The sequence below is a fragment of the Paraburkholderia sediminicola genome (genome assembly GCF_046030555.1).
In the GTDB taxonomy this organism is placed as follows: domain Bacteria; phylum Pseudomonadota; class Gammaproteobacteria; order Burkholderiales; family Burkholderiaceae; genus Paraburkholderia; species Paraburkholderia sediminicola_E.
Genome location: NZ_JAQQCH010000011.1, coordinates 33123 through 51325 on the forward strand (window position 1 = coordinate 33123; position 18203 = coordinate 51325).

General features: G+C 60.9%; 17 protein-coding genes and 1 tRNA gene. 3 read left to right on the forward strand and 15 right to left on the reverse strand.

Going from position 1 to position 18203, the window contains the following annotated elements; translation table 11 throughout:
* Nucleotides 1-14: 14 nt before the first annotated feature.
* The 13 genes from nuoF to PQQ52_RS17170 all read right to left on the reverse strand — a co-directional run bounded on the left by nuoF (nucleotide 15) and on the right by PQQ52_RS17170 (nucleotide 11974).
* Nucleotides 15-1343: an NADH-quinone oxidoreductase subunit NuoF gene (nuoF, locus tag PQQ52_RS17110; protein WP_408213508.1), complete on the reverse strand. Its 1329-nt coding sequence runs from the start codon at nucleotides 1341-1343 to the stop codon at nucleotides 15-17.
* Entirely contained in the window at nucleotides 1340-1825 is a 486-nt protein-coding gene (gene nuoE, locus PQQ52_RS17115) for an NADH-quinone oxidoreductase subunit NuoE (RefSeq protein ID WP_054034960.1), read from the reverse strand. Before nuoE ends, nuoF begins: the two co-directional genes overlap by 4 nt.
* Nucleotides 1826-1956: 131 nt before the next feature.
* Entirely contained in the window at nucleotides 1957-3210 is a 1254-nt protein-coding gene (locus PQQ52_RS17120) for an NADH-quinone oxidoreductase subunit D (RefSeq protein WP_325046509.1), read from the reverse strand.
* Between the two features lie 9 nt (nucleotides 3211-3219).
* Nucleotides 3220-3822 carry an NADH-quinone oxidoreductase subunit C gene (locus PQQ52_RS17125; RefSeq protein WP_154567534.1) on the reverse strand — a complete coding sequence of 201 codons (603 nt, stop codon included), beginning with the start codon at nucleotides 3820-3822 and terminating at the stop codon, nucleotides 3220-3222.
* 19 nt (nucleotides 3823-3841) lie between these two features.
* Nucleotides 3842-4321 carry a NuoB/complex I 20 kDa subunit family protein gene (locus tag PQQ52_RS17130; protein ID WP_006052903.1) on the reverse strand — a complete coding sequence of 160 codons (480 nt, stop codon included), beginning with the start codon at nucleotides 4319-4321 and terminating at the stop codon, nucleotides 3842-3844.
* 63 nt (nucleotides 4322-4384) lie between these two features.
* The gene (locus PQQ52_RS17135; RefSeq protein WP_007175615.1) at nucleotides 4385-4744 is read right to left on the reverse strand and encodes an NADH-quinone oxidoreductase subunit A; all 360 of its coding nucleotides are present in this window, start codon (nucleotides 4742-4744) and stop codon (nucleotides 4385-4387) included.
* Between the two features lie 150 nt (nucleotides 4745-4894).
* Nucleotides 4895-4979, reverse strand: a tRNA-Leu gene (locus PQQ52_RS17140).
* A gap of 113 nt (nucleotides 4980-5092) precedes the next feature.
* On the reverse strand, nucleotides 5093-5470 hold the full coding sequence (gene secG / locus PQQ52_RS17145; RefSeq protein ID WP_408213510.1) for a preprotein translocase subunit SecG: 378 nt from the start codon (nucleotides 5468-5470) through the stop codon (nucleotides 5093-5095).
* Nucleotides 5471-5552: 82 nt separating this feature from the next.
* Nucleotides 5553-6332 (reverse strand): triose-phosphate isomerase, encoded by a 780-nt coding sequence (gene tpiA / locus PQQ52_RS17150; protein ID WP_408213513.1) that lies wholly within the window; start codon nucleotides 6330-6332, stop codon nucleotides 5553-5555.
* 135 nt (nucleotides 6333-6467) lie between these two features.
* Nucleotides 6468-7484 (reverse strand): NAD(P)H-quinone oxidoreductase, encoded by a 1017-nt coding sequence (locus PQQ52_RS17155; protein ID WP_408213515.1) that lies wholly within the window; start codon nucleotides 7482-7484, stop codon nucleotides 6468-6470.
* A gap of 220 nt (nucleotides 7485-7704) precedes the next feature.
* A complete protein-coding gene (gene pnp / locus PQQ52_RS17160) occupies nucleotides 7705-9852 on the reverse strand; it encodes a polyribonucleotide nucleotidyltransferase (RefSeq protein ID WP_408213518.1) in 2148 nt (715 codons plus the stop codon).
* 330 nt (nucleotides 9853-10182) lie between these two features.
* Nucleotides 10183-10455: a 30S ribosomal protein S15 gene (gene rpsO, locus PQQ52_RS17165; RefSeq protein WP_011487489.1), complete on the reverse strand. Its 273-nt coding sequence runs from the start codon at nucleotides 10453-10455 to the stop codon at nucleotides 10183-10185.
* A 196-nt stretch (nucleotides 10456-10651) separates the two neighbouring features.
* Nucleotides 10652-11974 carry a branched-chain amino acid ABC transporter substrate-binding protein gene (locus tag PQQ52_RS17170; protein ID WP_408213925.1) on the reverse strand — a complete coding sequence of 441 codons (1323 nt, stop codon included), beginning with the start codon at nucleotides 11972-11974 and terminating at the stop codon, nucleotides 10652-10654.
* A gap of 184 nt (nucleotides 11975-12158) precedes the next feature.
* Here PQQ52_RS17170 and PQQ52_RS17175 point away from each other — a divergent pair, with 184 nt between their 5' ends.
* From PQQ52_RS17175 to PQQ52_RS17185, 3 genes are all read left to right on the forward strand, one after another.
* Entirely contained in the window at nucleotides 12159-12716 is a 558-nt protein-coding gene (locus tag PQQ52_RS17175) for a hypothetical protein (protein WP_408213520.1), read from the forward strand.
* A gap of 226 nt (nucleotides 12717-12942) precedes the next feature.
* Nucleotides 12943-13578: a carbonic anhydrase gene (locus tag PQQ52_RS17180; protein ID WP_408213522.1), complete on the forward strand. Its 636-nt coding sequence runs from the start codon at nucleotides 12943-12945 to the stop codon at nucleotides 13576-13578.
* Between the two features lie 76 nt (nucleotides 13579-13654).
* Nucleotides 13655-15235, forward strand: coding sequence for a SulP family inorganic anion transporter (locus tag PQQ52_RS17185; protein WP_408213525.1), 1581 nt, complete (start codon nucleotides 13655-13657; stop codon nucleotides 15233-15235).
* Between the two features lie 175 nt (nucleotides 15236-15410).
* Here the strand turns inward: PQQ52_RS17185 and PQQ52_RS17190 are convergent, their stop codons facing one another.
* Nucleotides 15411-16958 carry a 2-isopropylmalate synthase gene (locus PQQ52_RS17190; RefSeq protein ID WP_408213527.1) on the reverse strand — a complete coding sequence of 516 codons (1548 nt, stop codon included), beginning with the start codon at nucleotides 16956-16958 and terminating at the stop codon, nucleotides 15411-15413.
* A gap of 359 nt (nucleotides 16959-17317) precedes the next feature.
* The gene (gene pssA, locus PQQ52_RS17195) at nucleotides 17318-18187 is read right to left on the reverse strand and encodes a CDP-diacylglycerol--serine O-phosphatidyltransferase (protein ID WP_408213530.1); all 870 of its coding nucleotides are present in this window, start codon (nucleotides 18185-18187) and stop codon (nucleotides 17318-17320) included.
* Nucleotides 18188-18203: the final 16 nt, after the last annotated feature.

Below are 18203 nucleotides of genomic sequence, written 5' to 3' on the forward strand. Positions count from 1 at the left end.
GCTATCTGGCGTACTTAGGCAGCCACTGTTTCCGACGCCGCTGCCGCACCCGCGTGACCGCCGACGAGACAATGCTTGTGGGCGACGTGATATTCGAATTCGTCCCAGTAGTGCTTGAGCATGCCGCGAACCGGCATGGCCGCTGCATCGCCGAGCGCGCAAATCGTGCGGCCCATGATGTTCTCAGCAACCGAGTTCAGCAGATCCAGATCTTCCGGACGGCCAAGCCCGTGTTCGATACGATGCACAACGCGATAGAGCCAACCCGTGCCTTCGCGGCACGGCGTGCACTGGCCGCACGACTCTTCGTAATAGAAATACGACAGACGCAGCAGCGAACGGACCATACAACGCGTCTCGTCCATCACGATGACCGCGCCGGAACCGAGCATCGAACCAGCCTTCGCGATCGAGTCGTAGTCCATGTCGGTCTGCATCATGATGTCGCCCGGAATCACCGGTGCCGACGAGCCGCCAGGAATCACGGCCTTGATCTTCTTGCCGCCGCGCATGCCGCCGGCCAGTTCCATCAGTGTGGCGAACGGTGTGCCGAGCGGAACTTCATAATTGCCCGGACGCTCGACGTCGCCTGCGACCGAGAAAATCTTCGTGCCGCCGTTGTTCGGCTTGCCGATTTCGAGGTAATTCTGCGGACCGATCGCGAGCAGGAACGGCACCGCGGCGAACGTCTCAGTGTTGTTGATCGTGGTCGGCTTGCCATACACGCCGAAGCTCGCCGGGAACGGCGGCTTGAAGCGCGGCTGACCCTTCTTGCCTTCGAGCGATTCGAGCAGCGCGGTTTCTTCGCCGCAAATGTAGGCGCCGTAACCGTGGTGCGCATGCAGTTCGAACGAGAAGCCCGAACCCATGATGTTGTCGCCGAGGAACCCGGCGCGACGGGCTTCGTCCAACGCTTCTTCAAAGCGCTTGTAGACTTCCCAGATTTCGCCGTGGATATAGTTGTAGCCGACCGTGATGCCCATTGCGTACGCGCCAATGGCCATGCCTTCGATCAGCGAGTGCGGATTGAAGCGCAGGATGTCGCGGTCTTTGAACGTGCCCGGTTCGCCTTCGTCCGAATTGCAGACGAGGTACTTCTGCCCCGGGAACTGACGCGGCATGAAGCTCCACTTCAGCCCGGTCGGGAAGCCCGCACCGCCGCGGCCGCGCAGACCCGACGCCTTGACGTCGGCGATCACCTGCTCGGGCGGAATTTTTTCTTCCAGAATGCGGCGCAGCTGGGCGTAACCGCCGCGCGCCACATAGTCTTCGAGACGCCAGTTGTCGCCGTTCAGGCCGGCGAGAATCAGCGGTTTGATGTGACGATCGTGTAAAGACGTCATTTCGAAAGTTCCTCGAGCAGCTGGTCGATCTTCGCGCGGCTCATGAAGCTGCACATGCGATGGTTGTTCACCAGCATCACCGGCGCATCGCCGCACGAACCCATGCACTCACCTTCTTTCAAGGTGAACTTGCCGTCAGCCGTGGTTTCGCCGAAGTCGATGCCGAGCTTCTGCTTCAGATATTCAGCGGCACTGTCTGAACCGCCGTCCGGGCCGAGCTGGCACGGCAGGTTCGTGCAGAGCGTGATCTTGTACTTGCCGACCGGTGAGGTCTCGTACATCGTGTAGAAGGTAGCCACCTCCTGCACGGCGACCGCCGGCATGCCGAGATAGTCCGCGACGAACTGCATGAGTTCGGGCGACAGCCAGCCATGCTCTTCCTGAGCAGTAGCCAGCGCCGACATCACGGCGGACTGTTTCTGATCGGCGGGATACTTCGCGATCGCACGATCGATTTCTTTCAGGCCTTCAGCTGAGATCATTTTCAGACACGACTCTTTCAATTCCTACCGAACGAAAACCCGTCGCTTACATCATGCTGCGACAGACCCGGCGTTCCTGTGCTTGACGCGTGCTTCGGTGCAAGCTGAAGACGCGCGCCGATGAATACGTCCTAGCGATCCACTTCGCCGAACACGATGTCCTGCGTACCGATGATCGTCACAGCGTCGGCGATCATGTGACCGCGCGCCATTTCATCGAGCGTGGACAGGTGCGCATAGCCCGGCGCGCGAATCTTCAGGCGATACGGCTTGTTCGCGCCGTCCGAGATCAGGTAGATACCGAACTCGCCCTTCGGATGTTCGACGGCCGCATACGCTTCGCCTTCCGGTACGTGGAAGCCTTCCGTGAAGAGCTTGAAGTGGTGAATCAGCTCTTCCATGTTCGACTTCATGCCGACACGCGACGGCGGCGCAACCTTGTGATTGTCGACCATCACCGGACCTGGATTCTTACGCAACCACTCAATGCACTGTTTCACAATCCGCGTGGACTGGCGCATTTCTTCGACGCGAACCAGATATCGGTCATAACAATCGCCATTAACGCCGACCGGAATGTCGAAATCCATCTTGTCGTAGACTTCGTACGGCTGCTTCTTGCGCAGATCCCACTCGATACCCGAGCCGCGCAACATCGCGCCGGTCATACCGAGGTTCAGCGCCCGCTCCGGGGTGACCACGCCGATGCCGACCAGACGTTGCTTCCAGATCCGGTTGTCGGTGAGCAGCGTTTCGTATTCGTCGACGCACTTCGGGAAACGCGTGAAGAAATCGTCGATGAAGTCGAGCAGCGAACCTTGACGGTTCTCGTTCATCCTCGACAAGGCCTTCGCATTGCGAATCTTCGACGCCTTGTATTGCGGCATTGCGTCAGGCAGATCGCGATAGACACCGCCCGGACGATAGTAAGCCGCGTGCATCCGTGCGCCGGACACTGCTTCGTACACGTCCATCAGGTCTTCGCGTTCGCGGAACGCATACAGAAACACCGCCATCGCGCCGACGTCCAGCGCGTGTGCGCCGATCCACATCAGGTGATTCAGCACGCGCGTCACTTCGTCGAACATCACTCGGATGTACTGTGCGCGAATCGGCACTTCGATACCGAGCAGCTTTTCGATCGCCATCACGTAGCCGTGCTCGTTGACCATCATCGACACGTAGTCGAGACGGTCCATATACGGCACGGACTGGATGAAGGTTTTGGTTTCCGCGAGTTTCTCGGTCGCGCGATGCAGCAGACCGATGTGCGGATCGGCGCGCTGGATGACTTCGCCGTCGAGCTCGAGCACGAGGCGCAGCACACCGTGCGCTGCCGGATGCTGAGGGCCGAAGTTGAGCGTGTAGTTCTTGATCTCTGCCATGGCGTTCTCTTAGTGTTTCAGACCGCCATAGCGATCCTCGCGGATCACGCGCGGCGTAATTTCCCGCGGCTCGATCGTCACAGGCTGATAGACGACGCGCTTCTCTTCCGGGTCGTAACGCATTTCGACGTAACCGGAGACAGGGAAATCTTTACGGAACGGGTGACCAATGAAACCGTAATCGGTCAGGATGCGGCGCAGGTCCGGGTGACCCTCGAAGACGATGCCGTACAGGTCGAATGCTTCGCGCTCGTACCAGTTGGCCGAACTCCAGATATCGACGACCGATGCAACGATCGGCACCTCGTCGTCCGGTGCGAACACGCGCAAGCGCAGACGCCAGTTGTTCTGCACGGACAACAAATGCAGCACGGCCGCGAAACGCGGGCCGTCGTATGCGCCATCGGCGTAAGTCTGATAGTCGACGCCGCACAGATCCATCAGTTGCTCGAAGCCGAGCGAGCGATCGTCGCGCAGACGCGTTGCAACGTGGATGTAATCGCTCGCCTTCACGACGATCGTCAACTCACCGACTGCTTCGGTGGTGCTCAACAGGAGGCCGCCAAAGGCCGCCTCGAGGTTCGCTTTCAGGGTCTCGAGTTTGCTTGCCATATTGTGGGGAGGCGTTGCCTTATTGACGGGCGATTGTATTGGTGCGGCGGATCTTGGCCTGCAACTGGATCACGCCATACACCAGCGCTTCCGCAGTAGGCGGGCAACCTGGCACGTAGACGTCGACCGGTACAATCCGATCGCAGCCGCGCACTACCGAATAGGAATAGTGGTAGTAACCGCCGCCGTTCGCGCACGAACCCATCGAGATCACCCAGCGCGGCTCGGCCATCTGATCGTAAACCTTGCGCAGAGCCGGTGCCATCTTGTTGCACAGCGTGCCGGCGACGATCATCACGTCCGACTGACGCGGACTCGGACGAAACACCACGCCGAAACGGTCAAGGTCATAACGGGCAGCGCCCGCATGCATCATCTCAACCGCACAGCACGCGAGACCGAACGTCATCGGCCATAAGGAGCCGGTGCGCGTCCAGTTGATCAGTTTGTCTGCCGTAGTGGTGACAAACCCTTCCTTCAAGACCCCTTCGATACTCATTTGCTTTCCACTCCAGACGGGGCGGCAAGCCTTGGCCACCCACGCAAACCGGCGATTAATCCATCATTCCCAGTCGAGGCCGCCTTTCTTCCAGATATAGGCAAAGCCCAACAGGAATTCGAGCAGGAAAATCATCATCGCCATGAAGCCAGGCCAGCCGATGTCGCGCAGGGCCACACCCCACGGGAACAGGAACGCGGTTTCAAGGTCGAAAATGATGAAGAGAATGGCGACGAGGTAGTAGCGCACATCGAACTTCATACGCGCATCTTCGAATGCTTCGAAGCCGCACTCGTATGGTGCGTTTTTCTCGGTATCGGGCTTATTGGGACCGAGGATCTTGCCAATGCTGACCAGTGCTACGCCTAAACCGGTGCCCACAATGAGGAACAACAAGACGGGGAAATAGGCTGCGAGGTTCAAGACTATCCTCTATCGGTTGGTTCTGAATGCCGCCAAGAGCATAGCACTCCTGACGCGAAATCACTTCGGCAACGCACATACCGCAAGCCGCGCGTCAGAAGTGAAAATGCCAGCCGAAGCGAAGCAAGCGGCTGGCATTTAGATAACATTTGGTGCCGACGGCGAGACTCGAACTCGCACAGCTTTCGCCACTACCCCCTCAAGATAGCGTGTCTACCAATTTCACCACGTCGGCACTGTATGCAATCCGGGAAAACAACTTATAAAACCCGCGAATCGCTTCAAGACTAAGATTGTAACTGGTCTAAACAGTTTGTTCAACGCACAAAAGCACTTTGAACGAAAAATTTATTTCGGCACATCCGTCGCGGGGACCGATGCTGCGGATGCTGGCAAGACAGCCGAACCGCCCGCCGGAGCGGACGCAGCGGAAGCCGCAATCGGAGCAGTTACAGCCGCACCCAGCAAGCCTGCGGACGGTTTTGCACGATACGCGCCGAGGTATGTGAGCGTCAATGTTGTTACAAAAAACACGGCTGCGAGGACGGCCGTGGTACGCGACAAAAAGTTTGCCGAACCGGTCGCGCCGAACAGGCTGCCCGATGCGCCGCTACCAAAAGCAGCGCCCATATCGGCGCCTTTGCCGTGTTGCAGCAACACAAGGCCGATGACCCCGAGTGCCGACAATAGCTGAACGACGATAATCAATGTTTTCAAATACAGCATCACACTCACCTGAGTCTTTATTTAACCGCGCCACACAAAGTGTGCCACGCGGGATTGGGTCATCCTCGCCGAGGCGCCCTGCTTAACTGGCGACGCTGATCGCGCCGGCCGCCTTGCAGATCGCCAGGAAATCCTGGTCTTTCAACGACGCGCCGCCGATCAGGCCGCCGTCGATATCCGGCTGGCGGAACAATTCTTCCGCGTTCTCCGGCTTCACGCTGCCGCCATACAACACCGGCACATCCGCTACCGCCGCGCCCTTCACCGCAAGACGCGAACGCAGGAACGCATGCACCGCTTGCGCCTGGTCCGAGGTGGCACTCTTACCTGTGCCGATCGCCCAAACCGGTTCGTATGCGACAACAATGCGCGCCGCCTCTTCCGCCGACAATTTCGCCAGCACTTCATCCAGTTGCGTGCCGACCACCTGCTCGGTCGAGCCGGCTTCACGCTCTTCAAGCGTTTCGCCGACACACACGATCGGGGTCAAACCCGCTTCCAGCACACGTTGTGTCTTCACCGCAACCAACTCTGCGCTTTCACGATGGTAGGCACGGCGCTCCGAGTGCCCAACGATCGCAAGCGTGGCGCCGAAATCCACCACCATCTGCGCTGCCACTTCGCCGGTATAAGCCCCATGCGTGAACGCGGAGACATCCTGCACGCCCCACACGACCTTGCTGCCTTCCAGCAACGATTGAGTCTGCGCGAGATAAGGGCTCGGCACACAGACACCGACGCGAACATCGGCCGGCAATTCGCCCGCGCCTTGCGCCACCGCCTGCAACAGCGTTGCGTTCTCAGCAAGGCGCCCGTGCATCTTCCAGTTACCGACTACCAGCTTGGCTCGTTGTTTCGACATCGTCTCGTCTTGTCTTGGCGGCGGACCTGGTTTGCGCCTATAGCCCGCCTTTCGGATTCATGCGGCGTGCGCAAAACGCGCAATTTTACTGCGTGGGGTGGATCGGGTCAAACCGACCGCGTCAAACCGACTGTGTCAAGCGTCCTGACCCCAAGTCAGCACGATCTTGCCAACGTGCGTGCTGCTTTCCATCAGCGCGTGCGCCTCAGCGGCCTGCGCGGCAGGAAACACACGGTGCACCACCGGCTTGATGCCGCCATCTTCGAGGTGTGGCCACACGCGCTCTTTCAATTGCGCGGCGATCTTCGCCTTGAACTCGATCGGCCGCGGGCGCAACGTCGAACCCGTCACCGTCAAACGGCGGCGCAGCACCTCGTTCAGATTCAGTTCCGCTTTCGCGCCGCCCAGCAACGCGATCAGCACGATACGGCCGCCGTCGGCCAATGCCGTCAGCTCACGCGGCACATAACTGCCCGCCACCATGTCGAGGATCACGTCGACACCGCGATCGTTTGTCAGCGATTTGATGACTTCGACGAAATCTTCAGTCTTGTAGTTGATCGCACGTTCGGCGCCGAGCGCCTCGCAGGCGCGGCACTTTTCGTCCGACCCGGCCGTGGCGAACACGCGAAAACCCAGCGCGTGCGCGATCTGGATCGCCGTCACACCGATGCCGCTCGAGCCGCCCTGCACGAGCAGCGTCTCGTTCGGGGCGCCTTCGCCCTTGCCCAGCTGCGCACGGTCGAACACATTGCTCCACACCGTGAAGAATGTTTCCGGCAGCGAAGCCGCCTCGACGTCCGACAAACCACCTGGCACCGGCAAGCACTGCAACAGCGGCGCGGTCGCATATTCCGCGTAACCACCGCCTGCGAGCAATGCGCACACGCGGTCGCCCACTTTCAGGCCGAACGGGTTGTTCTTCTCGTCGATAGTGCCGCCGACGATCTCACCCGCCACCTCCAGCCCCGGCAGATCCGATGCACCCGGCGGCGGCGCATAGCCGCCTTTGCGCTGGAACACGTCCGGACGGTTGATGCCGGATGCCGCCACCTTGATCAGCACCTCGCCCGCTTTCGGCTGCGGCGTGGGCCGCTCCGCCAGCTTGAGGACTTCCGGTGCGCCGAATTCGGTGATTTCGATCGCTTTCATCTGCGTCAACTCCAAGATTGGATTGCGTTGCCTACTGGAACGAAATGGCGAAAATCGCCTGAACCGCGACGAAGCGCTTCATGCAAACAGAGTACCCGCTTATACCGGTTTGCATCTGCTTGCGTCTGCTCGCACCTGCTTGCAACGCAATCCACCCTGCACCCTTCATGAAAAACGGCCGGCGCGCATTCGCGCTGCCGGCCGTCGCCCTTCTACCGCATTACTGCGGTGTCGGTTCGCCTTGCGGCGCGCCATTCGAGGCGTCGTTCAACAACGCCTTGGCCGACAAACGCACGCGGCCCTTTTCGTCCGTCTGGATGACCTTGACCTTCACCTGCTGGCCGTCCTTCAGGTAGTCGTTGATGTCCTTGATACGCTCGTTGGCGATTTCGGAGATGTGCAACAGACCGTCCTTGCCCGGCAGGATGTTCACGATCGCGCCGAAGTCGAGCAGCTTGAGCACAGTACCTTCGTACACCTGGCCCACTTCGACTTCCAGCGTGATGTTCTCGATACGCTTCTTCGCTTCGGCCATCCCTTCGCTGCTCGTGCTGGCGATGGTGACGACGCCGTCGTCCGAAATATCGATCGTCGTGCCGGTTTCTTCGGTCAGCGCGCGGATCACCGAACCACCCTTGCCGATCACGTCGCGGATCTTTTCCGGATTGATCTTGATGGTGATCATGCGCGGTGCGTAGTCCGACAGCACTGTATTCGCGCCCGACACAGCCGAGGTCATCTTGCCGAGGATGTGCATACGGCCTTCCTTCGCTTGCGCGAGGGCGACCTGCATGATTTCCTTGGTGATGCCCTGGATCTTGATGTCCATCTGCAGCGCGGTCACGCCTTGCTCAGTACCCGCCACCTTGAAGTCCATGTCGCCGAGGTGATCTTCGTCGCCGAGGATGTCGGTCAGCACAGCAAACTTGTTGCCTTCCAGGATCAGGCCCATCGCGATGCCGGCGACGTGCGCCTTCATCGGCACGCCGGCATCCATCAGTGCGAGGCAGCCGCCGCACACCGAAGCCATCGACGACGAACCGTTCGACTCGGTGATTTCCGACACCACGCGAATCGAGTAGCCGAATTCGTCGGCGCTCGGCAGGCACGCAGCCAGCGCGCGCTTGGCCAGACGGCCGTGACCGATTTCACGGCGCTTCGGCGAACCGACGCGGCCCGTTTCGCCGGTCGCGAACGGAGGCATGTTGTAGTGAAGCATGAAGCGTTCGCGGTACTCGCCTTCGAGCGCGTCGATGTTCTGCTCATCGCCCTTCGTGCCCAGCGTTGCGACCACCATGGCCTGCGTTTCGCCACGCGTGAACAAGGCCGAGCCGTGCGTACGCGGCAGCACGCCGGTACGGATTTCGATCGGACGCACGGTGCGCGTGTCGCGGCCGTCGATACGCGGCTCGCCGTTCAGGATCTGGGTACGGACGATCTTCGCCTCGATGTCGAACAGCACATTGCCGACGCTAGCCTTGTCGGCTGCGACGGTGCCAGCTGCGGCGGCTTCTTCTTCCAGCTTGGCCGACGTCGCTGCGTAGACTTCCTTCAGCTTGGCCGAACGCGCCTGCTTGTCGCGAATCTGATAGGCGGCGAGCAGATCGGCTTGCGCCAGTTCCGACACGCGTGCGATCAGCGGCTCGTTCTTGGCGGCCGGCTTCCAGTCCCATTCCGGCTTGCCGCCTTCGCGAACCATCTCATGGATCACGTCGATCGCGACCTGCATTTGTTCGTGGCCAAACACCACTGCGCCGAGCATGATTTCTTCGGACAGTTGTTGCGCTTCCGATTCCACCATCAGCACCGCGCGTTCCGTACCGGCGACGATCAGGTCGAGTGCCGATTCCTTCATCTGCGGACGCGTCGGGTTCAACACGTATTCGTTGTTGATGTAGGCCACGCGTGCTGCGCCGACCGGGCCGTTGAACGGCAGACCGGAAATAGCAAGCGCCGCCGACGCGCCGATCAGCGCGGGGATGTCAGCGGGGATTTCGGGGTTCAGCGACAGGACGTGAATCACGACCTGGACTTCGTTGTAGAAGCCTTCCGGGAACAGCGGACGCAGCGGACGGTCGATCAGGCGCGAGGTCAGCGTTTCGCCTTCCGACGGGCGGCCTTCACGGCGGAAGAAACCACCGGGGATCTTGCCTGCAGCGTAGGTCTTTTCGAGGTAATCGACGGTCAGCGGGAAGAAGTCCTGGCCCGGCTTGGCGGTCTTGGCGCCGACCACAGTAGCCAGCACGACGGTGTCTTCGATGTCCACAATCACCGCGCCGCCTGCCTGACGGGCGACTTCGCCCGTTTCGAGGCGAACCTTATGTTGGCCCCACTGAAATTCTTTGACGATCTTATTGAACATAGTCATTGCTTTTCCTCTTCGTAATGCCGCGCGGACCAGAAGCGGCGCGGCAACGCCAGGACCGGCGCCGCAGGGAAAGAGTAGTGTTATGCCATTCCAGAGAACCACGCTCTACGCGCGCGAACCGCTGGAATGACACAAAGCTCTGCCCTGAAGCCCGGCCGTATTTCTGCTCTTTTGCTGCTTTTTTTACTGCTGTTTTCCTGCTAGTCGCCGCATGAATCGTCACGCTACCGCGTCCAACAGGCAGTGCGCATCACATGAAGCGCACCGTGCAAAAACAAAATGCCTGTATCAGTGGAACTGACACAGGCATCTTGCTGAACGACTGGCCGATTACTTACGCAGACCCAGCTTCTCGATCAGTGCGCGGTAACGATCCGCGTCCTTACCCTTCAGGTAGTCGAGCAGCTTGCGACGGCGGCTCACCATGCGCAGCAGACCGCGGCGGCTGTGGTGATCTTTCGTGTGAGCCTTGAAGTGAACGGTCAGTTCGTTGATGCGGGTCGTGAGCAGCGCGACCTGAACTTCGGGGGAGCCGGTGTCGTTAGCTGCGCGTGCGAATTGCGCAACGACTTCGGACTTCTTGCTTGTTTCAACTGCGGACATGTCGATTTCCTTGAGAACTAGACAGGCGGTCACGGAAGAAAGGCCGTGCCGTGGATTACTCCGTATGCGCATTCGCAAATTACAACCATGCAACATGCCTCACAACGGGACCCGTATTGTAGCACAGCCCAATCCGGCCGCGAACCCCGCTGTACCGGGCGGGATCTTGGCCAGCTTGCGTTTGCCCGGGCCCGCTTTACGGCCGCTTCATCTTGCACACGGTCGCCGGCACCGTGCGCTCGGGCGGCAAAGCGAGGACCGTGCGGAAACCGTAGCCGGAACCTTCGTTGTCGAACTTGACACCCGGCGCGCCGGCCTTGTCCATTTCCATCACGTAAAGGGGTTGGATCAGTTGATGATCCTCCGCTCGCATCCACGAGGCGTGAAAGCCGTTGTCGAACCTGATCCCCTCCAGCGCCCGGGCGACAGTTGTCGGGTCGGCACTGCCGGCGCGGTTCATCGCCGCGGCGAGGGTTTCGATCATCAACGGCATACGGAGCACCGGGTAGTCGTCCTGGGCAGCCGGGAAACGGGCGCGAAATGCTGCGTACCACGCATCCGAGGCCGCACCGCCGGCGTTCGGGTGCCAATCGGCTACCGCGATCACGTGCTTGACGCCGGCGTCACCTAGCGCCGCAGGCGCGCCGAGACTGTTGCCGTAAAACGTGTAGAACCTGGTGTCCAGGCCCTGCTCTCGCGCCGCCTTGACCAGAAGCGTCAGGTCGTTGCCCCAGTTACCGGTGATAACCGCGTCCGCGCCGCTCGTGCGGATCTTCGCGATGTACGGCGCGAAATCCTTCACGCGGCCGATCGGATGAAATTCGTCGCCGACGACCGCAATATCCGGGCGCTTTGTCGCCAGCGTCGAACGCGCAAGACTGCTGACGTCGTGGCCGAAGCTATAGTCCTGGTTCAGCAGATAAACCTTCTTCACCGCTTTTTCGCGCTGGATCACGTCAGCCAGCGCATCCATGCGCATGCCCGCGTGCGCGTCGAAGCGGAAGTGCCAGAAACTGCAATTGGCGTTGGTCAGGGCGGGATCGTCAGCGGAGTAATTGAGGAACAGTTCGCGATTAGCCGGCTCGCGGCTGTTCTGTTTCTCGATCGCGCCGATCAGCGCGGCCGCCACGGCCGAACTGTTGCCCTGCATGATGTAACCGATGTGCCGGTCCGCGGCCGCGCGCAGTTGCACCAACGCCTCTTCCGTACTGCCCTTGCTGTCGAGCACGACCAGCTCGAGCGGATGCGCGCCGTCGGCAAGCTTCACGCCGCCTTGCGCGTTCACCTGTTCGACACCGAAGCGCAGATTGCGCTCCACCGCCGCGCCCGCGTTCGCAAACGGACCGGACATGCCTTCGATCAGCGCCAGCTGGATCGGCGTACCCGTGGGCTTATTCACCGGTTTGCTTGCCGGACCAGACGCCGCGTCGCCCGCGGCGCAAGCCGCCGCGGCTATCGAAATCGCCGCCAGCGCCACAACTGCCGCTGCTGCCGCCCGTTGCCACTTCGCCATCGTCATTGCCCCGCTTGATTCGTCGAAGCGCGGATCATAGGGCGTTCCAGACGGAATAAGCAAGCTGGCGAATCCGTTACTCTGCTTCCGGCGACGCCTCGCGCGAAGCGCAAATCTTTTGCTGCCGCCCATGTCAAAATAATGCGTCTCGATGATAAAAACCGCTACTCAAATGCCATCGGAGGAATTCATGCTCAACCGCCACCCATCCACGGCGGCCTCGATCGACGCGCCATCCGCAGCGCGCCTGCGCCGCGCCGCGCTCATCTGCGTGAGCGCGCTCACGGTGGCGCTCGCCGGCTGCGTGCAGCCATGGCAGCAATACAGCCAAGGCGCGGACGAATCGACCATCGTCGCCCGCCTCGGCGCACCGCGTGAAAGCTACGACCTGCCCAACGGCGGCAAGCGGCTGATGTGGCCGACCCAGCCGATGGGCGAGACCACCACCGCCGCCGACATCGACGCATCCGGCAAGATCGTCACTGTGCGCCAGGTGCTTCAGCCCAACGAGTTCTACCGGGCGGAAATCGGCAAGTGGACAAAGAGCGACGTGCTGGTGAACTTCGGCCGCCCGGTCGAAACATCTTACTTCCCGTTGATGAAGCGCGAGGTCTGGACGTATCGCTATATGGAAGACAACGTCTGGTACATGATGTACAGCTTTTATTTTGACGGTCAGGGCATTGTGCGGCTCACGCAGAAAACCCCTGATCCGCTACACGATCCGGATCGTCGCAGCCTGTTCTGAGCACCCGCTCGAACCCATTGCGCATGGCCCGCGAAGCCGCCTCTTCAGGCGGCTTTTTTTTATTTATGGCGCATGCCGGCGAATTTTATTTCGCGCACAGCAGATTTATTTTTTGATAGAAAGGTTTTCGTAAGCATTGACTCGCGTTGCCCGTGCGTATTGCGCTGCCGCGCACAGCCGGGATTCGGCTGCAAGTCTGTGCACCCCACTTACGGAGCCGCTATTCATGAACCGTCCCAAACGCCTGCTGGTCGCCAATGTCGCATGGGCGCACGAAACCGCCGCGCGCAACCCCGCTTTTTTTCGTGATCTGGTGCGGGGCCAGAATCCGCATGTGCTGTGGGTCGGCTGCTCGGACAGCCGTGTGCCCGCGGAAACCATCACGCATTGCGAGCCTGGCGATCTGTTCGTTCACCGCAACATCGCCAACCTCTTTCATCCCGACGACGACAACTCCGCGAGCGTCCTCGAATATGCGGTGCGGGTGCTAAAGGTGGCGCACGTGATCGTCTGCGGCCATTACGGCTGCGGCGGTGTACGCGCTGCCCTGTTGCCGCCGGAACCGACGCTGCCGCACGTGAATCGCCGGATCGCACCTTTGTGCGCGCTGGCAAAAGCGCATGGCGACGCGCTCGAAAGCCATGCAAGCGAGCGTGAGCGTATCGACCGTCTCGCGGAATTGAACGTGCTCGAACAGGTGCGCCAGTTACGCGCGAGTCCAATCGTGCGGGACGCTGACCCGGCACCGCTCATTCACGGCTGGATCTTCGCGCTCGAGGACGGCCGCATCAAGGTGCTCACGTCCGGCTACGAAGCCGACGACGCGATGACCTGCGCGACGGCCGCCCATAGCGCCGCGTAGTGCATCGCTGCTCTCGAACCGGCCTCGACCTGGCCTTCGCCGCACACGCAACTCCAAACACTACCGCACGGACCCCATGAACCTTCGAGCCTTCCTTTCCACGTTTCAGCGCGATCTGTTTGCCGGCACGGTCGTTTTTCTGGTGGCGCTACCGCTCTGTCTGGGCATCGCTAACGCGTCGGGCGTCGAGCCATTTGCCGGCCTTGTGTCGGGCATCGTCGGCGGCCTGGTGGTTGCCGTGCTGAGCGGCTCACGGTTGAGCGTAAGCGGACCGGCCGCGGGCCTCGTCGTGATCGTCGTCGACGGAATCGCGCAACTCGGCAGCTTCTCCGCGTTCCTGCTTGCCGTGTTGCTGTCCGGTGCAATTCAGTTCGGCTTCGGCATGCTGAAGGCCGGCAGATTTGCCGCCTATGTGCCGTCGCCGGTAATCAAAGGCATGCTTGCGGCGATCGGCGTGCTGCTGATCGTCAAACAATTCCCGCTTGCGCTCGGGCTGTTCAGCTCGAATGCGTCGAATGGATCGCAAGCTGCTGCCCAACTGGCCGGTAGTGTAACGACACCGTTCGGCACGATTTCGCTCGCGGCCTGCGTGATCACGTTGCTGTCGCTAGCGATTCTGGTGGGTTGGGAAACGCGCGCGCTGCGCCGCTTTGCGCTGGTGCGGCTCGTGCCGGCGCCGCTCGCGGTGGTGCTGCTGGGTATCGGCGCGACGCTGCTACTCAGTCTGCTCGGCCCCTCGTTCGCGCCGCCTGCCGAGCATCGTGTCGCGCTGCCGTCGCTCGAATCGTTCGCCGAATTACAACTCGCCCTCGCATGGGCCGACTTCGGACCGCGCTTCACGCAGCTGATCAATCCTGACGTCTGGCGCGTGGCCATCACACTGGCGATCGTCGCGAGTCTCGAAACGCTGTTGAGCCTCGAAGCGGTGGAGCAGATCGACCCCGCCCGACGCGCCGCGCCGCCCGATCGCGAATTGAAGGCGCAGGGCGTGGGCAATCTGATCGCCGGCGCAATCGGTGGCCTGCCGATCACCTCGGTTATCGTGCGTAGTTCCGCCAATGTGCATGCGGGCGCGCAGAGCCGGCTGTCCGCGGTTATTCATGGTGTGTTGTTACTGGTAAGCGTGTTCGCGTTGACCAGCGTTATCAACCTGATTCCGCTTGCCTGTCTTGCAGCGATTCTGATTTTCACCGGCGTGAAGCTCGCCAAGCCGTCGTTGTTCGTCGCCGTCGCCAAACAAGGTTTCGCGCCCTTTGCACCCTTCATCGTCACGCTGGTCGGCGTACTCGCCACCGACCTGCTCATCGGGATCGTGCTCGGCATTCTGTGCAGCGTGTTGCTCGCATTGTATGCGAACCTGCGCAGCCCGATCGTCCTCGCACAGCACGGCGATCACTATCTGCTGTCGTTTCGCAAGGACGTGTCGTTTCTTGGCAAGGTGGCGCTCAAGCACTATCTGCAGCAGATCCCCGACGGCGCAACCTTGATCGTCGACGCAACGCGTGCCGACTTCGTCGATCACGATGTGCGCGAACTACTCGACGCGTTTGTCGCCGATGCGCCGCGCCGCGAGATCGCGGTGGAAGTGCGGCATCAGGTGCAGGCGCAGGCACGCGCGGCGCGCGGGTGGTCGATACGGCGCGCTGCTGCGGAGTAGTTTTAACTCACGTAGCGCGTAAAAGCGCACTGCGAAGGCGGGAAGGCCTGCGCCTATTGTGGGCACCGGGCACGCAAGAAAGCACCGCAAAAATGCGAAGCCCCGCGCTTTTCAGGGCGCGGGGCTTCTCGTCAATCTGGTTCAGCAGGCACGCCGTCAGCGCTCCGCTTCTCCGTCACTCCGAACGTTGCGGATTCAACTTATTGACGTTCGAATACAGCTTGTTGAGCGCCGAAATATACGCCTTCGCGGAAGCCGCGACGATATCCGGATCGGTGCCCACGCCGTTCACGATGCGCCCGCTCTTCGACAGCCGCACAGTTACTTCACCTTGCGCCTGCGTACCGGTTGTGATGGCGTTTACCGAATACAGCAGCAGTTCCGAACCGCTACCCACTTCCGTTTCGATCGCATTGAGCGTGGCATCCACCGGACCGTTGCCGCGCGCTTCGCCGGTCACTTCCTTGCCTTCAACCGAGAACACGATCTTCGCGTGCGGCTGCTCACCGGTTTCCGAATGCTGCGACAGCGACAGAAACTTATAGTGCTCCTTCTGCTGCGCTTCAGCCGATTCCTCCGTGACGATCGCGATGATGTCTTCGTCGAAGATTTCCGACTTACGGTCGGCCAATTCCTTGAAGCGTGCGAACGCGGTATTCAACTCGCCTTCGCTATCGAGCGCGATACCCAATTCCTGCAGACGCTGCTTGAATGCATTCCGGCCCGACAACTTGCCGAGCACGATCTTGTTCGCGCTCCAGCCCACATCTTCGGCTCGCATGATTTCGTACGTGTCACGCGCTTTCAGCACGCCGTCCTGGTGAATGCCGGACGCGTGCGCAAAGGCGTTCGCGCCGACCACCGCCTTGTTCGGCTGCACGACAAAACCAGTGATCTGCGATACCAGCTTCGATGCGGGCACGATCTGCGTCGTATCGAGACCGACTTCGAGGCCGAAGTAATCCTTGCGCGTCTTCACCGCCATCACGATTTCTTCGAGCGAGGTATTACCCGCGCGCTCGCCGAGACCGTTGATCGTGCACTCGACCTGACGCGCGCCGCCGATCTGCACTCCGGCCAGCGAGTTCGCCACCGCCATGCCGAGGTCGTTATGGCAATGCACCGAGAACACAGCCTTGTGCGAGTTCGGAATACGCTCACGCAGCGTCTTCACGAGCTGGCCGTACAGTTCCGGCACGCCATAGCCGACCGTGTCCGCGATGTTGATGGTGGTCGCGCCCTCCGCGATCACGGCTTCCAGCACACGGCACAGGAAATCCATGTCTGAACGGCTGCCGTCTTCGGGCGAAAACTCGACGTCGTCCGTGAACTTGCGGGCAAAACGGACCGCCAGCTTTGCCTGTTCGAACACCTGATCCGGCGTCATGCGCAGCTTCTTTTCCATATGCAGCGGCGACGTTGCAATGAACGTGTGGATACGGAAGTGATCGGCCGGCTTGAGCGCGTCAGCAGCGCGTTGAATGTCTTTGTCGTTAGCACGGGCCAGCGAGCAGACCGTGCTGTCCTTGATCAGGCCCGCGATTGTGTGAATCGAATCGAAGTCGCCATTCGAACTGGCCGCGAAGCCCGCTTCGATCACGTCGACCTTCATCCGCTCGAGCTGCTTCGCGATACGGATTTTTTCTTCCTTCGTCATCGACGCGCCGGGCGATTGCTCGCCGTCACGCAACGTGGTGTCGAATATGATCAGTTTGTCGGCCATGTCGGGTCTCCTGAGGAGTCGTTCAATTGTGGGGATCGGATATTGGAATTCGGGCGTTTGCGCCACCGCTGGCGACGCTATCAACCGCAGACGAGGCAGACGGAGGGCTGAAACAATCAGCGCGTTAGACGCGCCAGCACGAGTGCGCTTAGGCGTGCCCCGGCTTGTTGAGGCTCGCGTTGCAGCTCAAATGGGAACATGAACGCATTTATCGAACGACTATAGCGGCATTCCCGTCAACGTGCAATTAGCGTCCGACCTGCCTGCCGCGCGCCACCGGACGGGTCTGAAAACGAAAAACGGCAGCCTCGGAAGGCTGCCGTTTTCTCGTGTCACTCCCGTGCAAAGGAAATGCGCAATTACCTGTCCCGCGCCACCGACCGGGCCGGATTCGCCCTGCCCCGCAGCGCCTGGTAGCCCCAGAACACGTAGCCCGACAGACCGTACAGCACGAACAGGCCGAACAGCATCAACGGTGGATCGGACGACACCAGCACGAACGCCACCACCACCAGCAGAATCACGCCGAACGGCACGCGGTGCCGCACGTCGAGCGCCTTACCGCTGTAGAACGGCGCGTTCGACACCATCGTCACACCGGCGTAGATGGTCAGCACGAAAGCGACCCACGGCAGCCACACCAGCTTGAGCGGCACACGGTTGTCGGTGGCGAGCCACACGAAACCGGCGATCAGCGCGGCAGCCGCCGGACTGGGCATACCCTGGAAGAAGCGCTTGTCGACCACGCCAATGTTCGTGTTGAAGCGCGCGAGGCGCAATGCCGCACCCGAACAGTAGACGAACGCCGCGAGCCAGCCCCAACGGCCGAGATCTTTCAGAATCCACTCGTACATGACGAGCGCCGGTGCAACACCGAACGACACCATGTCCGAGAGGCTATCGAACTGCTCGCCAAACGCGCTTTGCGTATGGGTCATACGCGCGACCCGGCCGTCCATGCCGTCCAGCACCATCGCCACGAAGATCGCGATCGCCGCGATTTCGAAGCGCACGTTCATTGCCTGCACCACGGCGAAGAAGCCGCAAAAGAGCGCGGCGGTGGTAAACGCGTTCGGCAGCAGGTAAATACCGCGTTTCCTCAGGAACTGCTGACGCTGGGCGCGCCGGCTTTCGACTACTGGCGACTCCGCCGCGACCGGCTTGTTACGGCGGAACGGACGCGGTAGCGGTCCGCTGTTGCGGGGTCGACGCGGTTTGAATGCGGCCATTCGGAAAACCTCCTTG

Excerpts from the sequence above, each read along its gene's own strand:
- nuoF (WP_408213508.1), bottom strand. The coding sequence starts at position 1,343 with ATGACGTCTTTACACGATCGTCACATCAAACCGCTGATTCTCGCCGGC.
- nuoE (WP_054034960.1), bottom strand. The coding sequence starts at position 1,825 with ATGATCTCAGCTGAAGGCCTGAAAGAAATCGATCGTGCGATCGCGAAG.
- PQQ52_RS17120 (WP_325046509.1), bottom strand. The coding sequence starts at position 3,210 with ATGGCAGAGATCAAGAACTACACGCTCAACTTCGGCCCTCAGCATCCG.
- PQQ52_RS17125 (WP_154567534.1), bottom strand. The coding sequence starts at position 3,822 with ATGGCAAGCAAACTCGAGACCCTGAAAGCGAACCTCGAGGCGGCCTTT.
- PQQ52_RS17130 (WP_006052903.1), bottom strand. The coding sequence starts at position 4,321 with ATGAGTATCGAAGGGGTCTTGAAGGAAGGGTTTGTCACCACTACGGCA.
- secG (WP_408213510.1), bottom strand. The coding sequence starts at position 5,470 with ATGCTGTATTTGAAAACATTGATTATCGTCGTTCAGCTATTGTCGGCA.
- tpiA (WP_408213513.1), bottom strand. The coding sequence starts at position 6,332 with ATGTCGAAACAACGAGCCAAGCTGGTAGTCGGTAACTGGAAGATGCAC.
- PQQ52_RS17155 (WP_408213515.1), bottom strand. The coding sequence starts at position 7,484 with ATGAAAGCGATCGAAATCACCGAATTCGGCGCACCGGAAGTCCTCAAG.
- pnp (WP_408213518.1), bottom strand. The coding sequence starts at position 9,852 with ATGACTATGTTCAATAAGATCGTCAAAGAATTTCAGTGGGGCCAACAT.
- rpsO (WP_011487489.1), bottom strand. The coding sequence starts at position 10,455 with ATGTCCGCAGTTGAAACAAGCAAGAAGTCCGAAGTCGTTGCGCAATTC.
- PQQ52_RS17170 (WP_408213925.1), bottom strand. The coding sequence starts at position 11,974 with ATGACGATGGCGAAGTGGCAACGGGCGGCAGCAGCGGCAGTTGTGGCG.
- PQQ52_RS17175 (WP_408213520.1), top strand. The coding sequence starts at position 12,159 with ATGCTCAACCGCCACCCATCCACGGCGGCCTCGATCGACGCGCCATCC.
- PQQ52_RS17180 (WP_408213522.1), top strand. The coding sequence starts at position 12,943 with ATGAACCGTCCCAAACGCCTGCTGGTCGCCAATGTCGCATGGGCGCAC.
- PQQ52_RS17185 (WP_408213525.1), top strand. The coding sequence starts at position 13,655 with ATGAACCTTCGAGCCTTCCTTTCCACGTTTCAGCGCGATCTGTTTGCC.
- PQQ52_RS17190 (WP_408213527.1), bottom strand. The coding sequence starts at position 16,958 with ATGGCCGACAAACTGATCATATTCGACACCACGTTGCGTGACGGCGAG.
- pssA (WP_408213530.1), bottom strand. The coding sequence starts at position 18,187 with ATGGCCGCATTCAAACCGCGTCGACCCCGCAACAGCGGACCGCTACCG.